Source organism: Sulfurovum iocasae, from assembly GCF_047716765.1.
Classification (GTDB): domain Bacteria; phylum Campylobacterota; class Campylobacteria; order Campylobacterales; family Sulfurovaceae; genus Sulfurovum.
The window spans coordinates 1,746,625-1,770,737 of record NZ_CP180410.1; the positions used below are offsets into that span (position 1 = coordinate 1,746,625).

The window sequence follows — 24,113 nt, forward strand, 5'->3', positions numbered from 1 at the left end:
TGCTTTATTTTATCTCAAATGCCCTTAATCCCCTATTACCCTTCAGCCAAGGCAAAAGGAACCAGTAGTTTTGGATGTCTTTTTGTGGTAAGAAGAAAATCCTGTACTTTTGTTGAGATGAGCTTCATCAAATTATCTGTATTGAGTTGTTTTTCAAAAGGTGCTATTTGCAATATATCTTTCATATTGGCGATCTCTCTGATAGGATTTACCACCTTTTGTTCGATGTTTATCTCCATATTAAAGATATGTGTCAGAGTTTCATAGTGCTCAATGATCATCTTTTTACTCTCAAAGTCTCCTTCCGGATCAAAATCACCAAGGGTAAGTTTGAGACTGAGTGATTCAGAGATATCGAATGCTGTAGTGGAGATGGATTCCATCTTCTCATTTTCACTCATGAGTATCACACACTCTTTAATGTTGTAGAGAAGGTTATCCCCAAAAAGATAAACCAGTTTTTTGAGATCATAGAGTGTTTCTTTCAGCTCATCAGCTTCAAATGTTTGGATACTGTTGAGTACAAGTCCTATATCATACTGATGGATATCATACTCTATCAGTGTCTTAATAGCATTATCATCATAACAAATGGAGAGTGTTACATGTTCTGATTCCAGTGCTTTGATCTCCTCTATGAGGGCAAAATTATTTGGATAAAGTACTCGAACATAAAGTGATTTCTCTTCAAGTTTCTCTAAAAGATAGATGCTCTCTTTAAGGTAAAGCAGTGCATTTTCCTGATCATACCTGAAATCCAGTAGCAGATAAAGGTCTTTACCAAATGGCTCAGGGAATAATCCTATTCTTTTATTAATGGTTTTATAGACACCATCAAGTACAATAGGTTTACCTAAAACAAGCAGTGTGTCGTTGGGACGTATCATCGTTGCATTGGTTGGGATGATCTGTTTTTCATCACGATAGAGAGCTGCTATCTTCCATTTACGCTGAAGGATGGAACCCACATGTCTGTAGGCATAAGCACTTCCAAAGGGTATATGGATCTCCATGATCTCACCACGTCCAAGTCCTACGTTCTGTGCTACAACCGGTACGTTGGGAAGGTTGTCATAGAGGTGTGCAGCCAACAGTTCATCACTATTCAGTATGGTAACATTTTCTTCATCTCGGCCTATCTCCTCATCGTCCCATTGATTTACAAGCACTACTCTTACTTTATCGTCAATAAGGCGTATATTTTTAAGTGAATACTTTACATCTTCAATATCTTCCATAATGATAAAAACATTTGAATATTTGACATCATCCATAATATTTTTCAGTTTAGAAAAGCTGGTAGGATCTGCATGGATCAAAGAGATGTTTTTAGGCATGTTTTCCGGTGCTACATCCTCTTTATAGCATGTGACATAGTATTTGTTTTCAGCCACTCTTTTTTTGCCGACCCATTCTATGAAATGTTTAGCGATGCTGCCATCTGCGAGGATAAGTATGTTTTTGATGAAAATCCTTTTTCATATATTAGCTACGCTTCTGTGCTAAAGCACGACTTAGAAAAAAACTAAATTTTTTTCTGGACGCTTAGTCCTACGATGAAGACATTTAGTGCTTCACATGCACTGCGTTTTAATGCTTGTCCTCAGCGGAGAGCTCACGCGACTAGTCGATTTTGTCTTATTTTGTAAAAATAGATATACTTTCGTAATTATTTTTTGGGAGATATTATAACACAATGCAATTTCAGATAGATAAAACCGATGGCAAAGCAAGAGCTTGTACCATCCAAACAGCCCATTCTACCATCCAAACACCTGTTTTTATGCCAGTTGGCACAGTGGGTGCGGTCAAAGCCCTTGATGCTACAGACCTTGCGACTTTTATCAAGCCGGAGATCATCCTGGGGAACACCTATCACCTTTACATCCGTCCGGGTGATGAGACCATCAAGACGATGGGAAAACTACACGGTTTTACCAAGTATCCCAAGAGTTTTCTTACAGACAGTGGAGGTTTCCAAGCCTTTTCACTCTCTGACAATGTCAAGATAGATGAAGGGGGCATCACTTTTAGAAGTCACCTTGATGGAAGTAAACACTACTTCACACCTAAAAAAGTGATAGATATCCAACACAACCTGGGTTCAGATATCATGATGATACTTGACGACCTCGTAGCTCTGCCCGCTACACAAGATCGTATCAAGGCAAGCATAGAACGTACTACACGCTGGGCACAGGAGTCCATAGACTACTTTAGAGCCAAGCAAGAAGAAGGCATAGGTGTAGATCAAAACATCTTTGCCATTATCCAGGGTGGAACAGACAATGTCTTTCGTGAGAAATCTGCCAAAGAGCTCTGTGCTATGGACTATGATGGTTTTGCCATCGGAGGGCTTAGCGTAGGAGAAGCCAATCAGGACATGTATGATACTGTAGAGTGGACCACACAGTTCATGCCCGAAAACAAACCACGTTACCTTATGGGTGTTGGTACACCTGAAGACTTGGTAGAAAATGTCTCACGAGGTATTGACATGTTCGACTGTGTAATGCCTACACGAAATGCACGTAACGGTACCCTCTTCACAAGTTTTGGAAAAGTAAACATTAAAAAAGCGGAATATACTACCGATGAAGGACCTATAGACCCGGAATGTGGCTGCATGGTATGCCAAACCTACTCACGCTCCTATCTGCGCCATCTTTTCCGTGCCAGAGAGATCACGTATTTTAGACTTGGAACGATCCACAATCTCTATTATTATCTTGATCTTATGAAACAGATGAGAGAGGCGATCACTGAAGGTAGATTTGAGGCATTTAAAAGTGAGTTTTACAAGAAGAGAGCAGTAAAGTAAGCCAGTTATTTTGAATAATATTACCGCACCAACTAAATACCCAAATTTTTGATGCCGTGATTTCGTTCATAATCAAGGCAGATTTTTGAAGGACTCGCCTTAGCGAATTCGAAAAAATCTAACGCGGAGTATGTGCGAAAGCACAGCACCCTTCGGGAAGAACGAGAGAAGGCAGTCTGCAAGCAAAAAAATCTTTGAATTAACCAGTTAGTCCTACATATTTTTTCACTCACATCTTACCTCCTCTCGTTCTTTCAAAAGTTTGGGTATTTAGTTGGTACGGTAATAAAGAGTAATGTTGATATAATGAATTAAGTTTAGACTCTCCATAGTGAGGAGTGAAAATTATGGATACGCATAGTTTTATATTGGTACTGTTACTGGTTTTTGTAGGTGCAAGGGTTTTTGGAGAACTTTTTGCCTATTTTGGTATGGTAGCGGTACTAGGCGAAATCTTTGCAGGGCTTGTTTTAGGTCCCAGCGGTTTATCTCTGATCTTACTCTCCCAAAGCGGTCCCTTATTAAAAGTACTGGCTGAAATCGGAATTATGTTACTCCTTTTTGAAATTGGTTTTGAAACCGATATCAATAAACTTAAAGATGTTGGTATCCAATCCTCAATTTTAGCCATTGGTGGGGCTATCATCCCTTTTACCTTAGGCTTTGTTATCTCTTACCTCTTTTTAAATCTCTCTTTAAATGCATCTCTTTTCATTGGCGGGACACTTACTGCTACAAGTATTGGTATCACTATGCGTGTCCTAAAAGATATAGGTATTGCTACAGGGAAACGTGCACAGATCGTTTTAGGTGCCGCAGTTATGGATGACCTGATAGGTATACTCTTTTTGGTTTTTGTTTATGATTATATCTCTACTGGTGAAATCTCTCTGGTACATACGGGTAGAATTTTTGCTTTTATTGTGATCTTTTTTGTGCTTACTCCTGTAGTTGCCAAAGGTGTCGCAAAACTCATGCGTCACCTAGCATTTAAACGGCGTGTTCATGGGTTTATCCCCAGCTTTATAATCTCACTGATCCTACTCTTCTCTTACGTTGCATCATTTTTAGGGATCCCTGAAATTTTAGGTTCATTTGCTGCGGGTATTGCATTTTCAAGACGCTTTATTATCCCATTTGCTTCTTATCTGCATCCCAATGAAGATGATCATGATTTTCTTGAACATTTGAGAGATAGAATGCATCCTATCATCTACCTATTTAGCCCTATATTCTTTGTTTATGTTGGGTTATCGATAGACTTAAGTGTGATTGATTTTGGCGATATGCATTTTTGGATGATCTCTTCACTACTCATATTGATGGCATTTGTCGGCAAATATTCAGCAGCACTTCTGGTGCCGGGTATGGGTTTAAAAGATAAAACTTTTTTAGGTCTATCTATGATCCCAAGAGGAGAAGTAGGTTTGATCTTTGCTGAGCTTGGCAGAACTACGGAGGCACTTAATAACGAGACCTATTCCATCTTGATCTTGGTAGTTGTTGTAACAACACTATTGCCCCCTGTTATGATGAAGTATTTTTTTAGAACTAATTACCGCACCATGTAAATACCCAAAATTATGCAAACTTCTTTTTCCAATATCTCATCCATGTACGTTTGAGATTTGCTCTGTGGGTTGATCTTAGTTTGTTGGGAAGATTATGTCTAAGATTTCTTTCTAAAGTTTTTGTGAGTTTTTTATTCTTTACAATGGCATTAAAACCACCTGCTCCCTGTTGATGTGTTCCATAAATGGAGAATGCACTTACTTTTATGCCATTCCTCTTCAAGCTTCGTATGTTATCTCTCAATATAGCTTTAAAAATTTTATCTTGGTTGTGCGGTATTTTCCATTTACTTTTAGGTATCTTTAGTTTTTTTGCATAAGAGTGAGCCGTTTTAGGCATGATCTGATAACGCCCATAAGCACCACTTTTACGATTTTTAGTATGATAATTACCAGTAGTTGATTCATACTTTACCACTTTTTTCACTATCTCTTTCATAGTTTTATGGCTTAGACCTGCATCTTTAGCCAACTTAGCGTAAGAAGCTTCAGCAGCTGTAGCAGTTAAAAACAGAACAAAAAGAACGGTGTATATTCTTCTCATAAGTATTTGTATTATTGGTTTGGTTGATACCATTAATGGTATGATCAAAAATTTTGCAGTAAGGTAAATAATACCTATATAAAATAATATTTCTATAGTGTTACTCCTGATTTGATTGTAGATTTGAATTAAAAAAAAGCCAAGGGGAATCTGAAGTTGATCTTCAAATTATTCATGTAATAGTATATAAAACAAGTAAATCAACGATTAATCAACAATTAATCAAAAAATATGCCAGGTTATCTGCTAAGAGTTTATTCTTAAGTTTTAGTCTTCTAATATCCACATCTTAGCATCTCCGATTTTATCATAGTCAAAGCTCTTGATTACAGCTGCAACAAAATGAGATGATATTAATTCTCCAAAACCTCCAGCCATAGAATCAGTAACGAAGGCAAGTTTTTTAATCTCTTTATGATGGTTTTTTATAAATGTTAAATGTCTATTAAATGCAGCATAATCTTCCCAACCCGGAAATGATCTGGTATAGATAATAATTCCGTTCAATTTTCCATATTCTTCAATAAAAGGGTCTATGACTTTAACAGCTTTATCAAAATCTTCTTTTCTCAATGCACCATGAGGTTGTAGTATTACGATCCCATTGTCTTTATTCAATATAGTATGTAGCATCTAGATCCCTTTTTAAGTTTTTATTATTTTAACATATTATAAATAAGAATAGTTAATAGAAGAAAAATATAACAATTTGACATATAATTTATTAACTTTAGCAAAATAGACTATAATTGATAAAATGAACTATTAAAGGCAATATAATGGATGGAACGATGAAAGTTAGCTATAAAATGCTCTGTGACGGTGATGTATATAATGAGGTTAGCCTTATTCAAATACTTCAAAATGAGAAAGTGGCCAAAGCGATCAAAAGTGAATTTGCAAAAGGATTACGTAATATTGCACTCTCTACTTCTGAAGATGTCATAATAGAGATCAGTACGGAAAAAGAGATCTTTGAGTTTGAAGCAGATAAAAAAGATTTTGCTGATCTCATTGAACTGGCAGAAGAAGATGCACGAGAACACAAAAGGATAAAAAAGGGGTGTAGTGGCGTTGAGCTTGTAGATTTTATGACACTTTAGAACTATACTTATGTTAAGGCTGATATAATTAGCTTTATTCTGATAAATGGAGCTAAGCATGTCCTATACCATTCTTGATGCATCAAACCTTGAAGCCTATCTCTTTTCATTGCCAAAGATCAAAGCTTTTTTTGATGCTGACTCACTTATCATTGATGAGATAGGTGATGGAAATCTTAACTTTGTCTTTTTGGTCACTTCAAGCTCTAATGGATCCCGACAACTCATCATTAAACAAGCTGTACCCTACTTGCGTTGTGTGGGGGAAAGTTATCCTCTGTCTAAAGAGCGAATGACGTATGAGATCCGTTCCCTTGAACGATTTGCCCAGCTTAGTCCTCATATACCAAAGATCTACCATAGTGATGAAGAGATGAGTCTGCTCATTATGGAGTATTTAAATTCTCATATCATCATGCGTAAAGGGATGATAGAAGGCATAGAGTATCCAAAGTTTGCAGAAGATATCAGCTCCTTTTTGGCTAACACGCTCTTTAAGACTTCTTCCCTTTATCTCTCAAGTTCTGATAAACGTACTCTTGTCTCACAATTCATAGGTAACAGTGAACTTTGTAAACTCACAGAAGACTTTGTCTTTACTGCACCTTTCATGGAAGATGAAACCAATGCTGAACTTCCAGAACTCTCTGATGTGGCAGAGCGTATCGCAAATGATCTTGAACTCAAAACAAAGATCTTACACCTTAAATACAAGTTTATGAACCAAAGTGATGCCCTGCTTCATGGTGATCTACATACCGGTTCTATTATGATCAACCAGGATGAGACTTATGTCATCGACTCCGAGTTTGCTTTTGTCGGACCGATGGGATTTGATGTGGGTGCACTTATTGCGAACCTCGTGATGTCCTGGGTTTCTCATACTGTGCAGGATAATGATAGCAGATATTCAGATTTAATATTAGAAACTATCAATAGTGTATGGCAGCGTTTTGATGAAAAATTCCGCACTTTATGGAATGAAACTGAAGAGAGTGCTTTGCTGACTAAAGGCTTTGCCAATGATGAAATACTTAAATCATATCAAAAGCAGTACATGCAAACTCTTTTACAAGAGAGCATCGGTTTTGCAGGGTGCAAGATCATAAGAAGGCAGTTTGGTATCGCAGGGGTAGAAGATATTCGAGGGATCGAAGATGATGCCGTTCGTGAAGAAGCAAATCGTCTTGCTATCAGCATCGGGGAACGATTTATAAAGCAATACCATACTGTGAAAACCACAGATGATATAATGAAATTGATTAAGGCTTAAAATGCAAGGAAAATACAGACCAATATGGTTAAATGACAACGGGGATTTAGAGGTACTTGACCAGCGTTACCTTCCCCATGAAACAAAGATACGCAAACTCACTACAGGTGCTGAAGCAACTGAAGCTATTTCAAATATGACAGTACGTGGTGCCGGGGTCATAGGAAATGTAGCTGCGATGGGAGTGTATCTACTTGCACGTGAGTTTGGAGATGACAAAGCACGCATTAAAGATGAAGCCCTGAAGATACGATCCTCTCGCCCCACAGCAGTAAACTTGATGTGGGCAGTAGATAGAATGTTAGATATTATAGAAAAGAGTGATAACGTGCTTTCAGACGCAAAAGCAGAAGCCATAGCCATTTGTGATGAAGATGTAAAACGTAGTGAAACCATCGGGAAGGTAGGCTGTGATATCATCGAGAAGATCATGCAGGAAAAGAACCTGAAAAAGATCAATATCTTAACCCATTGCAATGCAGGTTGGCTTGCCATCATAGACAGTGGGACAGCATTAGCTCCCATTTATGAAGCAAAACGAAGAGGTATCGATGTACATGTATGGGTAGATGAAACACGTCCGCGTAACCAGGGAGCAAATCTAACTTCATGGGAACTCTTAGATGCAGGCATTGATCATACCATCATAGCAGACAACACCGGCGGACACCTGATGCAGCATAACATGGTTGATATGGCCATTACAGGGGCAGATAGAGTAACTCGCTGTGGAGATGTAGCAAACAAGATAGGTACTTACCTCAAAGCATTGGCTGCAAATGATAACAGTGTACCTTTTTATGTTGCCTTGCCTTTAAGTACTTTTGATTTTGAAAGTTGCAACGGTATGAAAGAGATAGATATCGAGATGCGTAGTGAAGATGAGATCCATATCATGAGAGGGATTGACAGTGAGGGGAAACCCGGGGAGCTTCGCATTACACCAGAGGGTGCAAAAGGGGCAAATTATGGTTTTGATGTTACCCCTGCCCGACTCATTACGGGACTAATCACCGAAGCAGGACTCATCGAAGCAGATGAAAAAGCCATAAAAGAGCTCATATGCTAGATGGTATTATCAAATACAGTATAGAGCATCAAAAACAAGACATTCCCCTGTTTTCAGGTTATGAGCAACTTGAAGCACTGCGTACACGCCTTTTTACCCTAGGCTTGATAGGTGAGAAAGACGGGATAGGTTATGGCAATCTTTCGATACGAGACGATAATTCTAAATCTTTTTTTATCACAGCTACGCAAACAGGAAGAAAGCAGACGCTCTCTCGTGAGTATTACACCTATATCAGTGATTATGATTTCAGCACTTTTAAAGTCATCTCACAAGGAACACATAAACCAAGCAGTGAAGCACTCAGTCATGCTATGATCTATGAGATAGATGACCGTATCACAACGGTGATCCATATTCACTCTTTAGCACTTTGGAAGTTTATGAAAGCCAAAAATGACCTTGCTACTACAGCCGAGTACGGAACAGCCGAGATGGTAGAAGAGATCGCAGGACTTTACACTAACCTTGATCCTATGATGAACAATGCATTTGTAATGAAAGGGCATGAAGAGGGTATCATCACCTTTGGTAGAAGTGTGGAAGAGGCAGAGTTGGTGCTTTACACTATTATGCAAGCGTATTTACAAGAGGGTTTTTAACAGTACCACTACCCTATAGATAATTTTACGATCATTTGATCATCTTTATTATTTTCTTCCATTACTTTTGCATCCAGGGAAGGTTTTCCTGCGATAAGTGCGCCACGGATAGAGTTTAAAACATGAAAAAAACTTTTATTAAAAGGTGTTGTGATTTCTTGTATTTGTTTATTTTTTATCACCTGTATAATATTTTGTATACAATGGATATAGCATCTTTTATTGATAGCTCTTTGTATCCTATATACTTTCATAAGTTCAATATTTTTTATCCAAACTTCTTTGTCAATATCTGTTAAATGCGGTAAGTTTCGTATATATTCTATCTCCTGTAGCATTTTTTGTTCATATTGATGCCCTTCTTCTTTAACTTTTTCCTCAACACTACTTTCATGACATTTCAAGATACTGTGTAATACTTCTTCTAGTGCTTTATTTTCAAAATCATGGCTATATAATTTTTTCCGTTCAGCATCATTGTCTATATTTTTAAGGATCTCCAAGGCTACCATGAGATAAACATATTTATCCTCTTTAGACTTTCTATAAGCAACTCCATGATTTGATATCTCTACTCTTGGTCCTACATATTGTACTTTTAGCATAAACTTCACCTTTCCTAGATAATAGATTTTTTCTAAAATTGAATTTTAAAAAAATAACTATTAAATATATGAATTATAATTCATTATAACTAATTATATTAAAATATAACCATATAAAGTATTTGTCTCTTTCCAGCTCTCCTGAGGTGAATGCATATATGGTATTATTGTGTTTAGTGGGGGGGAGTTTATTTACTGTTTGAATTGATATATGAGTTCCATCTCGGGAGAGATGGAACGAGGAATTCTCTACGAATCCCAATCAAGTAAACGCTGTTGACCTTCGAGTTCTCTTATGTGCGTTACATCCTGACTCATCTCTATGACCCCACGATAGGTTCTATCTTCGTCACGTACTGCAAAGTACTGGATATGGATGAACTTCCCTTTAAACTGGATCCAAAACTCAGCAAGGTCTTGAGTACCGGCTTTGAACTCTTCAAGGATCCTAAGGACTTGATCTACACTTTTTGGCGGGTGGCAAAACTTCACTTCACGACCGATGATACCTGCACTTCTAGGGAAAACCCTGTCCTCACCTCTATTATAAAAGACAACTTGGTCATTTTCATTGACATAGGTGATGTCTACAGGCAGGATTCTAAAGATAGAATTAACTTGTGCAGGAGTTAGATATCCTTCATCATAGTGTGTTTTGTCTTCTGTGCCAAATGGAAGCTTTTTACGTTTAGTATCTTCCCCTGGGTGGATGTATTCTACTTCTGGGTAAGGTGTTGGAGCTGTGTCAAACATCCAGCCTATCTCTTTGTCTCCATCACGAAACTCTTTCCACTCCTCTTCACTAAGCAGATTCATTGCATTAGGAAGAAGTCGTCCTTCTTCTACTTGCATGATGTGCTCTAAAGAACGAAAAACCTGTTGAGCATTCATGATAATAGCTTCAATATCTTCTGCTTCTATAGCTTTTCTTGTCTCTTTGATCTCATCTCTTATCTGATCATGAAATGCCCACATACCTTGTGAAGGAGATGTCCATCCATGCTTTTCAAGGTAAGGGAAGAGTTGATTCTCTTTACGTGCAAAGTGAAGTTCAACTTTTCCCAGTTTGTTAAAAAGCTCTTTGAAAAACTCAAAGTTTTCTTGAATATTGACAGATTGTAATTCATTGATGATACTTCGGATAAGAAGATTCTCTTCAAGATAAGTACGTACGGGATGCCCGTCTGGATATTGTCCTTCAAAAGGAGAGGTATTGTTGTTTAAAAATTCACTCATATTATAATAGCCTTAGATATTACCACGCCAGGTAATAGTTTCGCGAAGTATATTGGAATGAAAGAGAAAATCTATTGAGCTACATCAAGGAGTAGCACAAAGAAAAAGAATAGATATTTAATATTAATTAGTATCTAACGTTTATACGGTACCTTAGCAGAGGGTGTCTCTTTTGAAGTAGGCTCCAAGTGAGTGTCCTGGTCATCGAAAAAGATGTCTGCACCAAAAGCTTTTATGACTTCATATTTCTGTACACCGCCTTGGAAAAAGGCTTCATCTACACGTACACCCCAACCTTCTAAAGTTCCAAGTACTCTTTCATGTGTTGAAAAGTTTCTAGCCGTTACAAGCGCTGTGCGTATGGGAGAACTTTCCATAGGGAACTTGTCTTGTATCTCTGAGATAGTTTTGAGGAACTTGAAGAAAGGCCCTTTACTGAGTGGGTTTTTGGCATTATTCCTTTCATGCTCTATGAACGCTTCCAAGCCTTTTTCCTGATACACTTTTTCACTCTCATCACCAAAGATAACGGCATCTCCATCGAAGGCTATCTTCACCATATCACTCTCTTGGGATGTAATGGGTGTATGTGGAAGTATGGTTGCTGCTGCTACTCCTGAGTTAACTGCTTCTTCAACATCAGGGGAGTGGACAGAAAGAAACAAGTCCACTTTAAAGGCTTCAAGGTAGCGAGCTACGGGAGTACCTGCCGTCCACCCTGTGCGTTCTATGTCTAAATTGTAGTGTTCTATGGAACGTCCTATGCGTAGTCCTGTTGCAGCATTGTTACGTGAGAGGATGATAACTTCTATGAGTTTGTTGTCAAATTTTTTATTGATAGCTAACAGATTTTGTACAAATCTAAATGCAGATCCTTTAGCTAAGGGGTCATCAAGACGGGAGAGCTGATAATCATAATACGCTTCAAGCCCCTCTTTATCGAAAATCGCATTTTCCTCTTCAAGGCTAAAGAGTGCACGTGAGGAGATAGCAATAACAAGTTTATCTTGGAGGTCATAAGCCATAAATATTCTTTTTTTATTGAAATTAACGCTATTTGAGCAAAGCCCAAATAACTACGTTGTCACTATGACTTGCTGAAGCTATACACTACGATAACTTCAGCAGTAGGCTCATATGACTAGTCATATTTTAGAAAATTACTTTAATTTTTAAGTAAGTATAACACAAACGCTAAATCATATGTTATTTTTGACACACATTTGTCATATATCTTTGTTATAATATTACCGAAATCACATTAAAAGGATGAAGAATGAGTTTTGGAAATATAGTATTGTTGATCATAGTTGCAGTTGTTGGTTATTTAATAGTAATTTATAACAAGTTTGTGTCACTGAGAGCAGGTATAGATGCTTCATGGTCAGATATAGATGTACAGCTTAAACGTCGTTATGACCTTATCCCTGCACTGGTAGATACAGTAAAAGGATATAAGGATTATGAAGCTGATACACTTGAGAAAGTCATCCAGGCACGTCAACAAGGTCTGAATGCAGATAGTGTAGAAGAAAAAGCAGCTGCTGCTAATATGCTCTCTGGAGCATTGGGAAAACTCTTTGCATTAGCAGAAGCGTATCCTGATCTCAAAGCAAATGAGAACTTTTTACACCTCCAGGGAGAGTTAAGTGGTCTTGAAGATGCTATCCAAAATGCCAGACGTTACTACAATGCGATCGTCAGAGATTATAATGCAAAACTAGAATCTTTCCCTGATCTTTTTGTGGCACAGAAATTTAACTTTACATCACGTGACTACTTTGAGCTTGATGAGAGTGAAGCTGAAGCTGTGAAGAAGATGCCTAAGATAGATTTCTAAGCGAAGTAAGTATGAAAATTTTTCTTCTTGCCCTACTCTTCTTAGTAGAGGCTAGTCCTCTCTGGGCTGAAAAGATCTCAGCATATGAGATCAACGTAACCGTAGAACAAAGTGGTGAACTCTCCATTGTTGAGTCTATAGAGTATAACTTTGAAGGTGCTTCAAAACATGGTATCTTTCGTGATATTCCCTTTACAGTGAAGGTCAATACTGTCACAAAAGATATAGGTTTATACAACTTTTCTGTACAACTTGATGGTGGTATGGTTGAGTGGCAACAGTCCACTATGGGCTCTAGGCATGCAGGTAATATTATCCGATTGAAGATAGGTTCTGCTTCTACCTATATTACAGGTAAACATATGTATCGTATCGCGTATCGTGTGAAAAAAGGTGTGCTCCCTGCTGCACAAAATGAACAAAATGATGCGGTACGTTGGAACATCATCGGAACAGGTTGGCAAATCCCTATTGCCAATGTAAAAGCTAACTTTTTTCTACCACCCTCACTCAGTCAACATAATATAGCACTTTCAAGTTATACAGGTCGTTACGGTATGAAGAGTTCTGGAGCAACAAGTAACTGGGTAAATGCGCAGCACTTACAAGTAAAGGTAGCAAGTCTTAAGCCTTACGAGGGTGCGACAGTCGAGATGGCTTACCCTGCCAATACCTTAGATCAAAATGGACTTGAAAATGTCAAAGCCTCATTTCTCGATTGGTTCTTGGGGATCTGGCACTGGGGAGCTTTGGCAGGTTTTTTACTTTACTTCCGTACTATGTACAAAAAGCATACAGGTTTTGTAGATGAAAGATCTGTAGCAGTGCAGTATGAAGCACCAAAAGGTTTAAGTCTGCTGGAGTCAGGACTTGTGCTAGATAAATTTGCAGATAATGAAGATTTTTCCGCAGCAGTACTGGAACTTGCACAGTTGGGTTATTTGGAGATAGACCATAAAGATAAAAAGTTGGATCCCTTACTCAAACGTACACACAAGAGTACAGAAGATTTAAACATGGATCAGAAGTATCTACTGAATCAAATACTCTTTAAAGGCAAGAGTAGTTTTAGTATGTCATCTGGCTCAGAATCAAAAGCTTCAGCGTTACAAAAAGGGTTTGGGCATATCAATGATAATCTCTATACTTGGTCTGTAGGTGATGGGTATATGGTTGAAAACCCACAAAGAGTACGTAAAAACTTTCTTTGGAAAAGTATTTTATACTTGTTGCCTGTTTTAGCTTTAGCTGTTTATGTTTTTTTTGATAAATACGGTATAGAGGTTATCTCTCTTCTTATATTTTCATCTATATTTGCCGGTGTAGGTTTAAGTATGTTCTTTAGCAGTAAAGCTTGGTTCAATAAGATCTTTGGAGTTGTCTTTGCTATTATAGGAAGTAGTCCTGCTTATGGATTATTAAGTCAAAAGATTGCATTAAAAGAGATACTTATTGGACCCTTTCCAGTTATAGCTGTTTTGATCATAGCCTTAGTATTTACCTACAAAAGAATAGGTAAATATACACAAAAAGGTGCTTATGCCCGCACACACCTTTTAGGCTTAAAAGAGTTTGTAAAGCGCGTAAAAGAAGATGAGATCAAAAGACGCCTGGAGATGGATCCACTCTATCTTGAAAAGATGTTGCCTTATGCTGTACTCTTTAAAGAGACAGAACACTGGCTCTCTTTCTTTGCAATCTTGGGTGTTAGTACCCCTTACTGGTATCATGGCAATATTAACAATATGAAAGACTTCTCCTCCTCAGTAGACAGTGCTGCAACTCCTCCTTCAAAAAGCAGTGGAGGAAGTGGCTTTTCCGGTGGAGGTGGTTTCTCTGGTGGTGGAGGCGGTGGTGGAGGTGGAGGTAGTTGGTAATTACCTTCTTCGTCATAATTAAATTTTTTTAGGCTTCTTGTTTTGTACTTTACATTATAAAATCTCCTATATAGCACATTTTATAAGGTTTTATATACTTGGTTACATATTTATGCTCTCTAAACGTCGCTACAGCGATAAACGTTATAAAATATGTTAGATTATAAGGTTTTGGTTTTTAGGTAATAAAAAGTTTGTAACGTTTTAGGAGAGCAATATGAACTCGTATGCGAGTTCATATTGGCTCCTGCGTTTTGTTAGCAGTTTATAGTACTTTATTTCCACCTCTAGCTGTTACCTTATCCTACATTTTTAAGATATTCAAGATAGATATTGATCGGTTTTTTATAATCTAAACTTGAGTGAAATCTCTTAAATGAGTTAATGAAAAAAGGCTAGTGCTCAACTAGCCTTTTGGGTTAGTTTATTATTTTAATTTCTCAGCCACAAGTTCATTTACCACTTTTGGGTTTGCTTTGCCCCCTGTGGTTTTTAGTACTTGCCCTACAAAGAAGCCTAATAGTTTGGTGTTGCCTGCTTTAAACTTAGCGACGTTGTCTGGATTTTTTGCAATTATTTCATCAATAATAGGCAAAATTTTAGAGGGATCACTTATCTGTACAAGTCCTTTAGTTTCAACTATTTGTGTTGGATTTTCTCCAGATTTCGCCATCTCTTCAAATACTTGTTTAGCAATTTTACTTGAAATAGTCTCATCATCAACCATCTTAACAAGCTCTGATATTTGCTTTGCATTAAATTTAAGCTCACTTGCTTGCATCTGCTTTAGCTCTCTAGCTACCTCATTGGCCACAATGTTAGCTAGACCTACAGGACTATTAAGCACAGATAGAGCCTCTTCATAGAAGCTAGATAAATTCTCATCACGTGCTAGAGTATTAGCTACTTCGCTATTTAGTCCAAACTCACCAGTGTACTTATCAAATAGTGTTTGTTCAGCTTCACTCATAGGTGCTACCTCGCCATCTACTTGTACTTTTTTAGTTTGAGGTTTAGATGCAGGTTCGCCTGTTTTTTTCTTTTCATTTAATTTTGCTTTTTTTGCCCAAGAGTCTTTAAGACCGACAATTTTATTAAACACAGGGTGCTCATCTCTGTAGTCAATAGGATCAGCGTAAAAATACCCTTGTCTTTCAAACTGGAATCTCTCATCAGGTTTCTCAGTTATCACAGCAGGTTCAATAAGGGCATTTTTGATAACTTGCAAAGAGTCTGGGTTTATATCTTCTACTCCCTCAGGGGCTTCATCTTTGAATAATCTGTCATAAAGCCTTACTTCTACTGTTTTAGCCTCTTTAGCACTCACCCATTGGATAGCACTTTTGACTTTGATACCGCTAGTATCTGAGCCACTTTTAGATTCAGGATGATACTGCGCTTTTATTTCTGTGATATTTCCACTAGCGTCTTTTATAACTTCCTTGCAAGTGATAATATAGCCATGTCTAAGTCTCACTGGTTGTTCAGGTGTAAGGCGGTAGTAACCCTTTGGAGGGTTCTCCATAAAGTCATCACGCTCAATATAAATGTCCCTAGAGAAAGGTATCTTTCTTGAACCCTCTTTTGGTACATCATGTGGGTAGTATGAAGCATCAATCTCTTCACTAACTTCATAATTTTCAATTGTTACTTTTAGTGGGTCAAGCACACACATAATACGCGGCACCTTTTTATTTAAATCATCTCTTATACAAAATTCAAGCTGTGTAACATCAACCATTGAGTTTGCTTTTGCTATACCTATTTGATCACAGAAGTTCAAAATAGATTCTGGCGTATAACCTCTTCTTTTATATCCAGCAATCGTAGGCATACGAGGATCATCCCAGCCACTAACTTGTCCACCTTCAACCAATTCTAAAAGCTTTCTTTTACTCATAACCGTATAGTTAATACCTAGTCGTGCAAACTCATGCTGGTAAGGTCGTGATAACTTTAACCCAAGAGTATCAAGTACCCAATTATAAATATCACGGTTGTTTTCAAACTCTAATGTACAAATAGAGTGAGAAACACCTTCAATATAATCAGATAAACAATGAGCAAAGTCATACATTGGGTAAATAGACCACTCATCTCCTGCTCTAAAGTGATGTGCATGTCTGATACGATATAAAAGTGGATCTCTCATTTTCATATTAGCAGCAGACATATCAATCTTGGCTCTTAATACGTGTTCACCATCTTTAAATTCACCCTTTTTCATTCTTTCAAAAAGGTCTAGATTTTCTTCAACACTACGCTTGGCATATTTGCTACGTCTTCCTGGCTCTGTAACAGTCCCACGATATTCACGTATCTCCTCTTCACTTAGACTATCAACGTATGCCTTATTCATTTTAATAAGCTCAACAGCGTAATCGTATAACTTAGGGAAATAATCAGACGTAAAATATACATTATCACCCCAGTCAAATCCAAGCCACTCTACAGCATCTTTAAGAGCCTCAACATATTTTGTGTCTTCTTTAGTTGGATTGGTATCATCCATTCTAAGGTTGCAGTGACCATGATAGTCACTTGCAATACCAAAATTTATACAGATAGATTTAGCGTGTCCAATGTGTGGGAACCCATTAGGTTCTGGAGGAAATCTTGTAGTAACCTCTTTATACTTGCCTGATTTTAAGTCCTCTTCAACTATTGTACGTAAAAAATCTTTGCTCTCGCTCATTATAATTAACCCTTTTGATTTTGAAACTTTTATAAGAGTTGTATTTTATCAAATTAGAGCTTATACTATCTCAGATAAAGAGTTTACTTTTAGATGCTCTCTAGGTGATGTAAAATATGGACATAATGGTTTTTGGGAATATGTGAGTTAATTAAATTTATTAGTTGTTAAAAGTGTTTAAAAGTCAATATTTGTAAGGGTTTGTGATTAGTTACGGAAGTTGGAGAGTCTCTATATAAGTCCATATATTTGAATCTAGTCGGGAATAATTCCCCGACCCTGTGGGTTGATTTATTATCGACATTGAGTGATAATTTATCGTGAGTTACGTCTCACCAATAAATTTAAATCCGATTCATACCCCGTACCCTTGGGTCGGGGTTGTTGAATTCAAGTACTTTTAACTCTAATAACAAATTTGAATCAAATGTAGCCCTCGCGACTTGGCTCTGGAACTGATCTTTTCTTCTTTGTGATTCACTAGTGCTTCACTAATATCACTCAGGCTAAGCTGGTTTCTACCGAGCGCAAATAAAGCACCAGCAATATACCGAACCATGTGCCTTAAAAAGCCCTTGCCCACGATCTTAAGATAGTAAATTTTATTGCCGAAGGTTGAAGGTTGAGCTTGCAATATTTCACAGCTAAAAATAGTACGGAAGGTTGAACTCATATTGGTATCTCGTTTCGCGAAGCTATAAAAATCATGTTCGCCAATGAAGAGTTTACAGGCTTGTTGCATGAGTTCTATATCAAGTGACCCTGTAGTTGAGGCTTTGCTATTAGAGGGGATATGCGCAACGGTATCATTGAGAACTGGGTTGTAGATTGTGTCCGTACAAAAGTAATAATGATACTCTTTGCTCTTGCTGTCCTTATTCGGGTTAAACTCTGCGGCACAGGGTTTGCATTGCAGGATACGTATATCATCGGGCAATAGTGAATTCATGCCAAGCAGAAGTTTTCCTGATTCGATTGCTAAGGCAATAGTGATTTTTATAACTTGCCCCTGCGCGTGGACACCAGCATCGGTTCGACTTGCAGCGGAAATAGTACAGCTCTGATAGTTGCAGATTTTTTTTAGTATCTGGTGGATGCTTGCCTGGACGGTAGGCTTTTGTTCGCCTGTACCTAAGTCTTGCCAGCCAAAGTAGCTTGTGCCCTTGTATGAAATTACGAGACGATGATGGTACATGCATATTTCCAAGCTAGAAAAAGGATGAGCCAAAGTATGGTGTTACCCACGAATAGTAGACATTTCTTTTTGCGATAACTATTTATTAGGGGAACACTTTGTCCCTCTATTGCTTTATTTTTCATATTATTAGTATATCAAAAATGTCTGCCTATTTCTAAAAAGTATGACAATATGACATATTTTCACTACTTTTCTCAGAAAAACTATACAATCATAAAAATTGCTTATGTCCATTTAGTCAGAGATGAGCCAATATTTGGACAAAGTGTTCCTCTATTTGTTTATTTATGGCAATAACGGACAAAATGTCCTGTTTATAAAACCTTATAAAATATATAACTTTATAAGGTTTCATCACCCTTTTATCCGCCTTTAACCAAAAGATACATTTACTATTTTTTCGTCTTTTTGATAAGCTGATAAGCTTGGTTTATTTCCTGTGTTTTAGCAGTTGCTTCTTCCATATAAGATTCGTCTTTATCTTGTGATTTTATGATATCGGGATGGTATTCTCGAACAAGATTTCTATAGGTCTTCTTAATAGTATTCATATCATCACCTTCATTGACACCTAAAATCTTACAAGCTTCTTCAAGACTCATTGTTTGCTGTTTATTTTGCATCATGTTTTCAAACTTATTCAGCATATCATCATATTCATTAGGAGCGATATTTAACTCGTCCACAATTTCACGTAAAACCTTATCTTCATCAGAACAGATTCCACTGTCTACAAATGCAAGTTGGATTAAAAACTCTACAAATTGTTTACGTTTTAGCCTGCTACGACCCAGTAGTTTATTTAAAGATTGTGCTACCTCTTTTGTATCATCATCTCTCTCTTTTTCTTCATTAAAAATCTCTTTTAGAATATTCCTTGTTTTATCTCTCTCTATAAATATTCCAGAGATATCATCAAACATAATAGCGATAAGTTGTGCTTCTAATTCACTTACTCTTCCATCTGCTTTTGCAACTTTTGCAACAAGTGCAATAAAAAGTCCCAACTCACTTGCTCTAAATAACTCCTTAGAACTTGATAACTTATTTAATTTCTTTTTAGCATAAACTTTATATAGTTTAAATACTATATAGAGAGAAGCTATAATTGAAAGTGTTACCAATATATTTACAATAAAGATGTAATACAATAGCACTAAGGTTATTGCTAAATATATCAATTTTTTAAATTTAATCATTCTTTGTCCATTTGTAATAAATTTTATCAATTTTGCACATTTTACTGTATATTTATTAAATCAATATTTACTGGAATTTATTCCATTAATCTTCCTCAATCTCTTATTTACAAGTTAGTCGAGAGTTACACTAAAAGAGCAATATATAACCATTCATTATATGAAGCTGAGGAATTAGGAATAATAGTGGAATGACTCCAATTCTGTAGAGACTTTTTTACTTATACCTTTTTTGAAAACCTTATAAAATATATAACTTAATAAGGTTTTCATTTTTTAGAGAATAAGGAACTAACGTTTAAGTTCACCTGCATTTGGGAGCATAGCGGAAAAATGTCAGGTGCAACGATTTGTTATAAATTTTTTATTCTGTTTATAAAAAGAATGTGGGAAAAGCTGGAGGAAGGTAAAAGATAGTCCTTCGTGTTAATCAAAATTTTTAATTAGCATTCTCTCTTCTTCCAATGTAAGGTAACGCCACTTACCGCTTTCGATGTTGAGTTTAAAACTGCCAATGCTGATTCGTTTCAATTCTAACACTTTTAAGGGCGTCCCAAATTTTGGGTCTTTCAACGCTCCAAAAAGTCGGCGGATATGCCGATTCTTTCCCTCGTCAATTACTATCTTGAGTTTTGTTTTTGCGCCACCGATGCCTATTTTTTCGACTACAAGAGCTTTCAGTAGACCATGCTTACTTTCCACTCCTTTAATAGCCGCTGCAATATGTTCGTCTGTTACGTGGCCCCTGACCCAGATCTCGTATACCTTAATGCAATTCCCAGGTTTGGTCAACGCGTTGCCGATTTTGCCGTTGGTTGTGAATAATAGAAGCCCCTTAGATTCTAGATCAAGGCGTCCGACGGGCATCCATCCGTCATGAAAAACCCAATCGGGCAAAAGATTATAAACTGTTTTTCGCCCAAGTTCGTCAGATCGGGTGACCACATAACCCTTAGGCTTATTGAGTGCTAACAGTTTTTTCGAATCGTTCGTTGTTCTATTCATTAGGTGTATTCCTTAGGTGTTTTTGATGAGCCCTTAAATTAAGATTGTTTCCAGCAAACTATAATTGTGAGATCCTCTTATTTTAAAAATGTTTGCAAAAGCGTAAATTTCAGAAAGAATTACTATAGTGAAAACCTGGTGATTTATAACTATTTATTAACGGAACACAATGTCCTGCTATTACGATATTTCAGTATTAAGAGTATATCAAAAATCTCTTGTGCTCAAAACCTTATAAAATATATAACTTTATAAGGTTTTCATTGTTTAATAATCAGCATTACACTACCAACTATTTCGCACTTAAAATTTGTATGACCATGATATAATAAACACAAGTATATTACACTATAAAAATTGTACAGGAGAAGAGTATGGCAGGTAAATTCCCTACTCATAAGTGGATAGATCAGAAAGCTTGCAGTGACTTTCTTGTGCCATCACAAGCCGATTTAAGACAGTATTTTGGCAAGGATAGCCAATCGTATTCACAAGAAAGAATTTGCAGTGTATTATTAGAGTTGATGACTCTTTATCAGGTTATCCTGGTAGTTTGGAAGCAAAGAAGAAGTTGTTGGCACTTGAGCAAAATGCATTTACGATATAATCATTCTCGATATAAAGAATTTTATAAAGTAGTAAATAATGGAAAAGAAAAACTTTTTTGAATCAATGTATAAAAATGCAAATTATGATGAATTTGCACTTTTTGAGAAAGAAAATGAAATCAAACCCGTAGCACCTTATCAATATTGTGTATTGTATAGAAAGTAAGATAAACAATGTCCATCCAAAAAATCATTATTATTATTTTAGTTGCAATACTGGGTATTACAACTGGTAGTTCAAAAAAAGTATATGATATAGTTATGGTGTATGAGCGATATAGTGCGGGATTGGTAAAAAAGTCTATTACTTTAGATTTTGGAGAGATCGTTTACCTTGAAAATGATGTCAAGAGTGATTCTACACTTGTATTTGTTCATGGCTTTGGTGGCAATAAGGATACTTGGGACAGACTCGTCAAAGAGTTAGATGATAAATATCATGTGATTGTGATCGATCTACCCGGACACGGGGAGAGTGTTTCAAAAAAGACATTAGGCTATACGATTACCGATCAGGCAGAATGGTTACATGAATTTTTAAAAACTAAAAAGGTGAAAGATTTTTATCTGCTTGGTCATTCTATGGGTGGAGCTATCGCTTTACGTTATGCAGGAAATCATATAAACAATGTTAAGACACTCATTCTTATAGATGCTATGGGAATGGAGCAAACAAAAAGTGATGGAGTCAAACTCGTAGAACAGTCTGATAAAAATCCGCTCTACGATGTCTGTACAAAAGAGAGACTCGAAACACTGTTAAGCTATTCTATGCATAAATCTCCATATGTCCCAGAGTTAATCAAGGATGTGCTTCTTCAAGAGAAGTGTGCAAGACGTGATTTGGAAAAAATACTCTATGAGGATATATATAAAGACGTTTGTTGTTTAAACGATATTGCAAAAAATATTCATATCCCCACACTTATATTATGGGGAGAGAAAGATCGCATGACACATATTGACAATGCCACACTGTTTCATGATACCATTCAAGGAAGTCATCTGGTGATATTGAAAGAGATAGGACATGTACCTATGCTTGAAGATCCTGAACGAACGGCTGATGAGGTAGATAAGTTTATTAGACAAATAAATGGTAAAAGTAAAGCATTGAGAAACAATATAAAGCACTCACTATGAAAGATATAGATTTTATTAAACAGCAAAAGCTTTTTTATATAGCAAGTTGCAGTGAAAAAGAGGTGAATCTTTCTCCCAAAGGCTATGATTCTATACGTATGCTTGATAAACTTGATTGTACTTTTTATCAAGTACACAAGAAGGGAAATCCAATATATCTTTAGATAGTTGAGCATAGTTTTAATTATGCTCTTTTCTTAATGCTTTAAGAGGGGTAATATTGCCTCTATATCCATTTTTTCGCCCTAATGAAAAAACGGGTGCCTGAAAACCCTTTCAAATTACGGTATATTGGAGTAAACAAAGGTTTATTTACAAATAGCTGTAAAAAGTACTAAATATTGTCCAGTATGTAATTCAAATGAATTTCTATACAAAAACAAACATACATGACTAGAAATTATAGGAAATTAAAAGGCATCTGCAAAAACCTTATAAAATATATAATTTTATAAGGTTTTCAATATCTTCAAAAATGGAGGATATTTTAGAGGGAAATCACTTAAAAATTTAGATTCCATTTTTTAGATACTAAAATATTGAAATATGATTGAACTTCTTTGGTTGTTCAGAGGGTTCAATAGTTATTAACTTTTGATATAATATTAAGAACAAGGTTCATAGTATGAAAAAATCTTTGTTGTTTTTAATGTTTACCTTACTTATTGAAATGAGTATAAATTGACGTGCAACTTGGCATGGAATTAAAAAAGATACAAAGCTGTACATGAGAATATTATGACCCCATAATAAAGCAGTGCACGACGTAACTTCATAGTACATCGTGCTTCAAGATAGACTATAGCAGGATACTGCGAAAGTGATGACTAATGGCTAAAACAAACTACTCTTATGAAAAACGGGGTCGAGAACTCGAAAAGCAGAAAAAACAAGAAGAAAAACGTCAGAAAAAGCTAAACAAGAAAAATGATGCTGGACAAGAGACAGAAGTTGAGTCCCCATCATCTACAGATAATCCTTTAGTGAAAGAGTAGCCCTTAAAATTTTCTATTTTACAATAAGATAGTATTTTTTAATGTTAGAGTGGAGTTTCATAAAAAGACCTATTAGTCTCTTTATAGAAGTGTTTAAAATATGGACAGGTTTCTCTGCCCATTGATGGTCTTAGAGACCAGTAACGTTTTCAGCTTGTAAGCCTTTTTCGCCTTTACCGATTTCAAAAGTTACCTTTTGACCTTCATTAAGGGAAACACGGTCGTAACCATTACTATTAATTTGACGATAATGTACAAATACATCATCTCCGCCTTGTTCTTGTTCGATAAAACCGAAACCTTTTTCACTGTTGAACCATTTTACTGTTCCGTTTACTAATGTTGCCATTGCAATTCCTTTGGTTGTTTATACATTTCATTGCTGAAATGCTCAAAATATAATGTGGAGTGTTCTTTCGGAAGGATGATACTGTAAACTAAAGGTTAGCAATAAAAGTCAAGCCAAAGATGAAACTCTAAATCATCTTTCAATATATAATTATATCTGAATAGTTTAATAATAGCAAATAATAAATATTTTTGATGTCTCTTTTAAAAGTCTTGGGAAATTTGATTTTCTTATTTTCAAAACCTTATAATATATATAACTTTATAAGGTTTTCATCACTCATTTAGAATACTTGAATGCAGCTATAGCGATAAATGTTATAAAATATGTTAGATTATAAGGTTTTCATTTTTAGGTAATGAAAAGTATGTGCAACGCCC

The 24,113-nt window shown here is 36.4% G+C and carries 23 protein-coding genes; 12 read left to right on the forward strand and 11 right to left on the reverse strand.

Going from position 1 to position 24,113, the window contains the following annotated elements; translation table 11 throughout:
• Positions 1–35: 35 nt before the first annotated feature.
• Positions 36–1,394 (reverse strand): COG3400 family protein, encoded by a 1,359-nt coding sequence (locus ACLHDG_RS08570; protein WP_415405807.1) that lies wholly within the window; start codon positions 1,392–1,394, stop codon positions 36–38.
• Between the two features lie 302 nt (positions 1,395–1,696).
• Between ACLHDG_RS08570 and tgt the strand changes: the two genes are divergently transcribed.
• Together tgt and ACLHDG_RS08580 are read left to right on the forward strand one after the other, a co-directional pair.
• Positions 1,697–2,821, forward strand: a complete 1,125-nt coding sequence (gene tgt, locus ACLHDG_RS08575) for a tRNA guanosine(34) transglycosylase Tgt (RefSeq protein ID WP_415405808.1) — start codon at positions 1,697–1,699, stop codon at positions 2,819–2,821.
• 347 nt (positions 2,822–3,168) lie between these two features.
• The gene (locus tag ACLHDG_RS08580) at positions 3,169–4,392 is read left to right on the forward strand and encodes a cation:proton antiporter (protein ID WP_415405809.1); all 1,224 of its coding nucleotides are present in this window, start codon (positions 3,169–3,171) and stop codon (positions 4,390–4,392) included.
• 10 nt (positions 4,393–4,402) lie between these two features.
• Here ACLHDG_RS08580 and ACLHDG_RS08585 read toward each other — a convergent pair whose 3' ends face one another.
• Positions 4,403–4,936: a transglycosylase SLT domain-containing protein gene (locus tag ACLHDG_RS08585; RefSeq protein WP_415405810.1), complete on the reverse strand. Its 534-nt coding sequence runs from the start codon at positions 4,934–4,936 to the stop codon at positions 4,403–4,405.
• A gap of 267 nt (positions 4,937–5,203) precedes the next feature.
• Positions 5,204–5,569, reverse strand: coding sequence for an STAS/SEC14 domain-containing protein (locus ACLHDG_RS08590; RefSeq protein WP_415405811.1), 366 nt, complete (start codon positions 5,567–5,569; stop codon positions 5,204–5,206).
• Positions 5,570–5,715: 146 nt separating this feature from the next.
• Here ACLHDG_RS08590 and ACLHDG_RS08595 point away from each other — a divergent pair, with 146 nt between their 5' ends.
• The 4 genes from ACLHDG_RS08595 to ACLHDG_RS08610 are packed head-to-tail and all read left to right on the forward strand — an operon-like array spanning position 5,716 to position 8,983.
• A complete protein-coding gene (locus ACLHDG_RS08595; RefSeq protein ID WP_415405812.1) occupies positions 5,716–6,039 on the forward strand; it encodes a hypothetical protein in 324 nt (107 codons plus the stop codon).
• A gap of 58 nt (positions 6,040–6,097) precedes the next feature.
• Positions 6,098–7,312: an S-methyl-5-thioribose kinase gene (mtnK, locus tag ACLHDG_RS08600; RefSeq protein ID WP_415405813.1), complete on the forward strand. Its 1,215-nt coding sequence runs from the start codon at positions 6,098–6,100 to the stop codon at positions 7,310–7,312.
• Between the two features lies 1 nt (position 7,313).
• On the forward strand, positions 7,314–8,381 hold the full coding sequence (mtnA, locus tag ACLHDG_RS08605; protein WP_415405814.1) for an S-methyl-5-thioribose-1-phosphate isomerase: 1,068 nt from the start codon (positions 7,314–7,316) through the stop codon (positions 8,379–8,381).
• Positions 8,375–8,983, forward strand: a complete 609-nt coding sequence (locus ACLHDG_RS08610) for a class II aldolase/adducin family protein (protein ID WP_415405815.1) — start codon at positions 8,375–8,377, stop codon at positions 8,981–8,983. The genes mtnA and ACLHDG_RS08610 overlap by 7 nt, the downstream gene beginning before the upstream one ends.
• An 8-nt stretch (positions 8,984–8,991) precedes the next feature.
• Here the strand turns inward: ACLHDG_RS08610 and ACLHDG_RS08615 are convergent, their stop codons facing one another.
• The 3 genes from ACLHDG_RS08615 to ACLHDG_RS08625 form a co-directional block, all read right to left on the reverse strand.
• Positions 8,992–9,588, reverse strand: a complete 597-nt coding sequence (locus ACLHDG_RS08615; protein ID WP_415405816.1) for a hypothetical protein — start codon at positions 9,586–9,588, stop codon at positions 8,992–8,994.
• A gap of 249 nt (positions 9,589–9,837) precedes the next feature.
• Positions 9,838–10,824 (reverse strand): DUF438 domain-containing protein, encoded by a 987-nt coding sequence (locus tag ACLHDG_RS08620; protein WP_415405817.1) that lies wholly within the window; start codon positions 10,822–10,824, stop codon positions 9,838–9,840.
• Between the two features lie 134 nt (positions 10,825–10,958).
• Positions 10,959–11,849: a 5'-nucleotidase gene (locus tag ACLHDG_RS08625; RefSeq protein ID WP_415405818.1), complete on the reverse strand. Its 891-nt coding sequence runs from the start codon at positions 11,847–11,849 to the stop codon at positions 10,959–10,961.
• A 251-nt stretch (positions 11,850–12,100) separates the two neighbouring features.
• On the opposite strand from ACLHDG_RS08625, the gene ACLHDG_RS08630 reads away from it, so the two are divergent.
• On the forward strand, positions 12,101–12,664 hold the full coding sequence (locus ACLHDG_RS08630; protein WP_415405819.1) for a LemA family protein: 564 nt from the start codon (positions 12,101–12,103) through the stop codon (positions 12,662–12,664).
• An 11-nt stretch (positions 12,665–12,675) separates the two neighbouring features.
• Positions 12,676–14,541 (forward strand): DUF2207 domain-containing protein, encoded by a 1,866-nt coding sequence (locus ACLHDG_RS08635; protein ID WP_415405820.1) that lies wholly within the window; start codon positions 12,676–12,678, stop codon positions 14,539–14,541.
• Positions 14,542–14,968: 427 nt separating this feature from the next.
• On the opposite strand, the gene ACLHDG_RS08640 is transcribed toward ACLHDG_RS08635, so the two are convergent.
• The 4 genes from ACLHDG_RS08640 to ACLHDG_RS08655 all read right to left on the reverse strand — a co-directional run bounded on the left by ACLHDG_RS08640 (position 14,969) and on the right by ACLHDG_RS08655 (position 20,638).
• Positions 14,969–17,236, reverse strand: a complete 2,268-nt coding sequence (locus ACLHDG_RS08640) for a glutamine--tRNA ligase/YqeY domain fusion protein (protein WP_415405821.1) — start codon at positions 17,234–17,236, stop codon at positions 14,969–14,971.
• A gap of 406 nt (positions 17,237–17,642) precedes the next feature.
• Positions 17,643–18,431, reverse strand: a complete 789-nt coding sequence (gene truA / locus ACLHDG_RS08645; protein ID WP_415405822.1) for a tRNA pseudouridine(38-40) synthase TruA — start codon at positions 18,429–18,431, stop codon at positions 17,643–17,645.
• Positions 18,432–18,826: 395 nt separating this feature from the next.
• The gene (locus tag ACLHDG_RS08650; RefSeq protein WP_415405823.1) at positions 18,827–19,633 is read right to left on the reverse strand and encodes a TerB family tellurite resistance protein; all 807 of its coding nucleotides are present in this window, start codon (positions 19,631–19,633) and stop codon (positions 18,827–18,829) included.
• A 426-nt stretch (positions 19,634–20,059) separates the two neighbouring features.
• Positions 20,060–20,638 carry a pseudouridine synthase gene (locus tag ACLHDG_RS08655; protein WP_415405824.1) on the reverse strand — a complete coding sequence of 193 codons (579 nt, stop codon included), beginning with the start codon at positions 20,636–20,638 and terminating at the stop codon, positions 20,060–20,062.
• Between the two features lie 374 nt (positions 20,639–21,012).
• Here ACLHDG_RS08655 and ACLHDG_RS08660 point away from each other — a divergent pair, with 374 nt between their 5' ends.
• From ACLHDG_RS08660 to ACLHDG_RS08675, 4 genes are all read left to right on the forward strand, one after another.
• A complete protein-coding gene (locus ACLHDG_RS08660) occupies positions 21,013–21,306 on the forward strand; it encodes a hypothetical protein (protein ID WP_415405825.1) in 294 nt (97 codons plus the stop codon).
• A gap of 114 nt (positions 21,307–21,420) precedes the next feature.
• Positions 21,421–22,389, forward strand: coding sequence for an alpha/beta fold hydrolase (locus tag ACLHDG_RS08665; RefSeq protein WP_415405826.1), 969 nt, complete (start codon positions 21,421–21,423; stop codon positions 22,387–22,389).
• On the forward strand, positions 22,386–22,553 hold the full coding sequence (locus ACLHDG_RS08670) for a hypothetical protein (RefSeq protein WP_415405827.1): 168 nt from the start codon (positions 22,386–22,388) through the stop codon (positions 22,551–22,553). Before ACLHDG_RS08665 ends, ACLHDG_RS08670 begins: the two co-directional genes overlap by 4 nt.
• 666 nt (positions 22,554–23,219) lie before the next feature.
• Positions 23,220–23,384, forward strand: a complete 165-nt coding sequence (locus ACLHDG_RS08675) for a hypothetical protein (RefSeq protein WP_415405828.1) — start codon at positions 23,220–23,222, stop codon at positions 23,382–23,384.
• 130 nt (positions 23,385–23,514) lie between these two features.
• Here the strand turns inward: ACLHDG_RS08675 and ACLHDG_RS08680 are convergent, their stop codons facing one another.
• Positions 23,515–23,733, reverse strand: a complete 219-nt coding sequence (locus ACLHDG_RS08680) for a cold-shock protein (protein WP_415405829.1) — start codon at positions 23,731–23,733, stop codon at positions 23,515–23,517.
• Between the last annotated feature and the right edge of the window lie 380 nt (positions 23,734–24,113).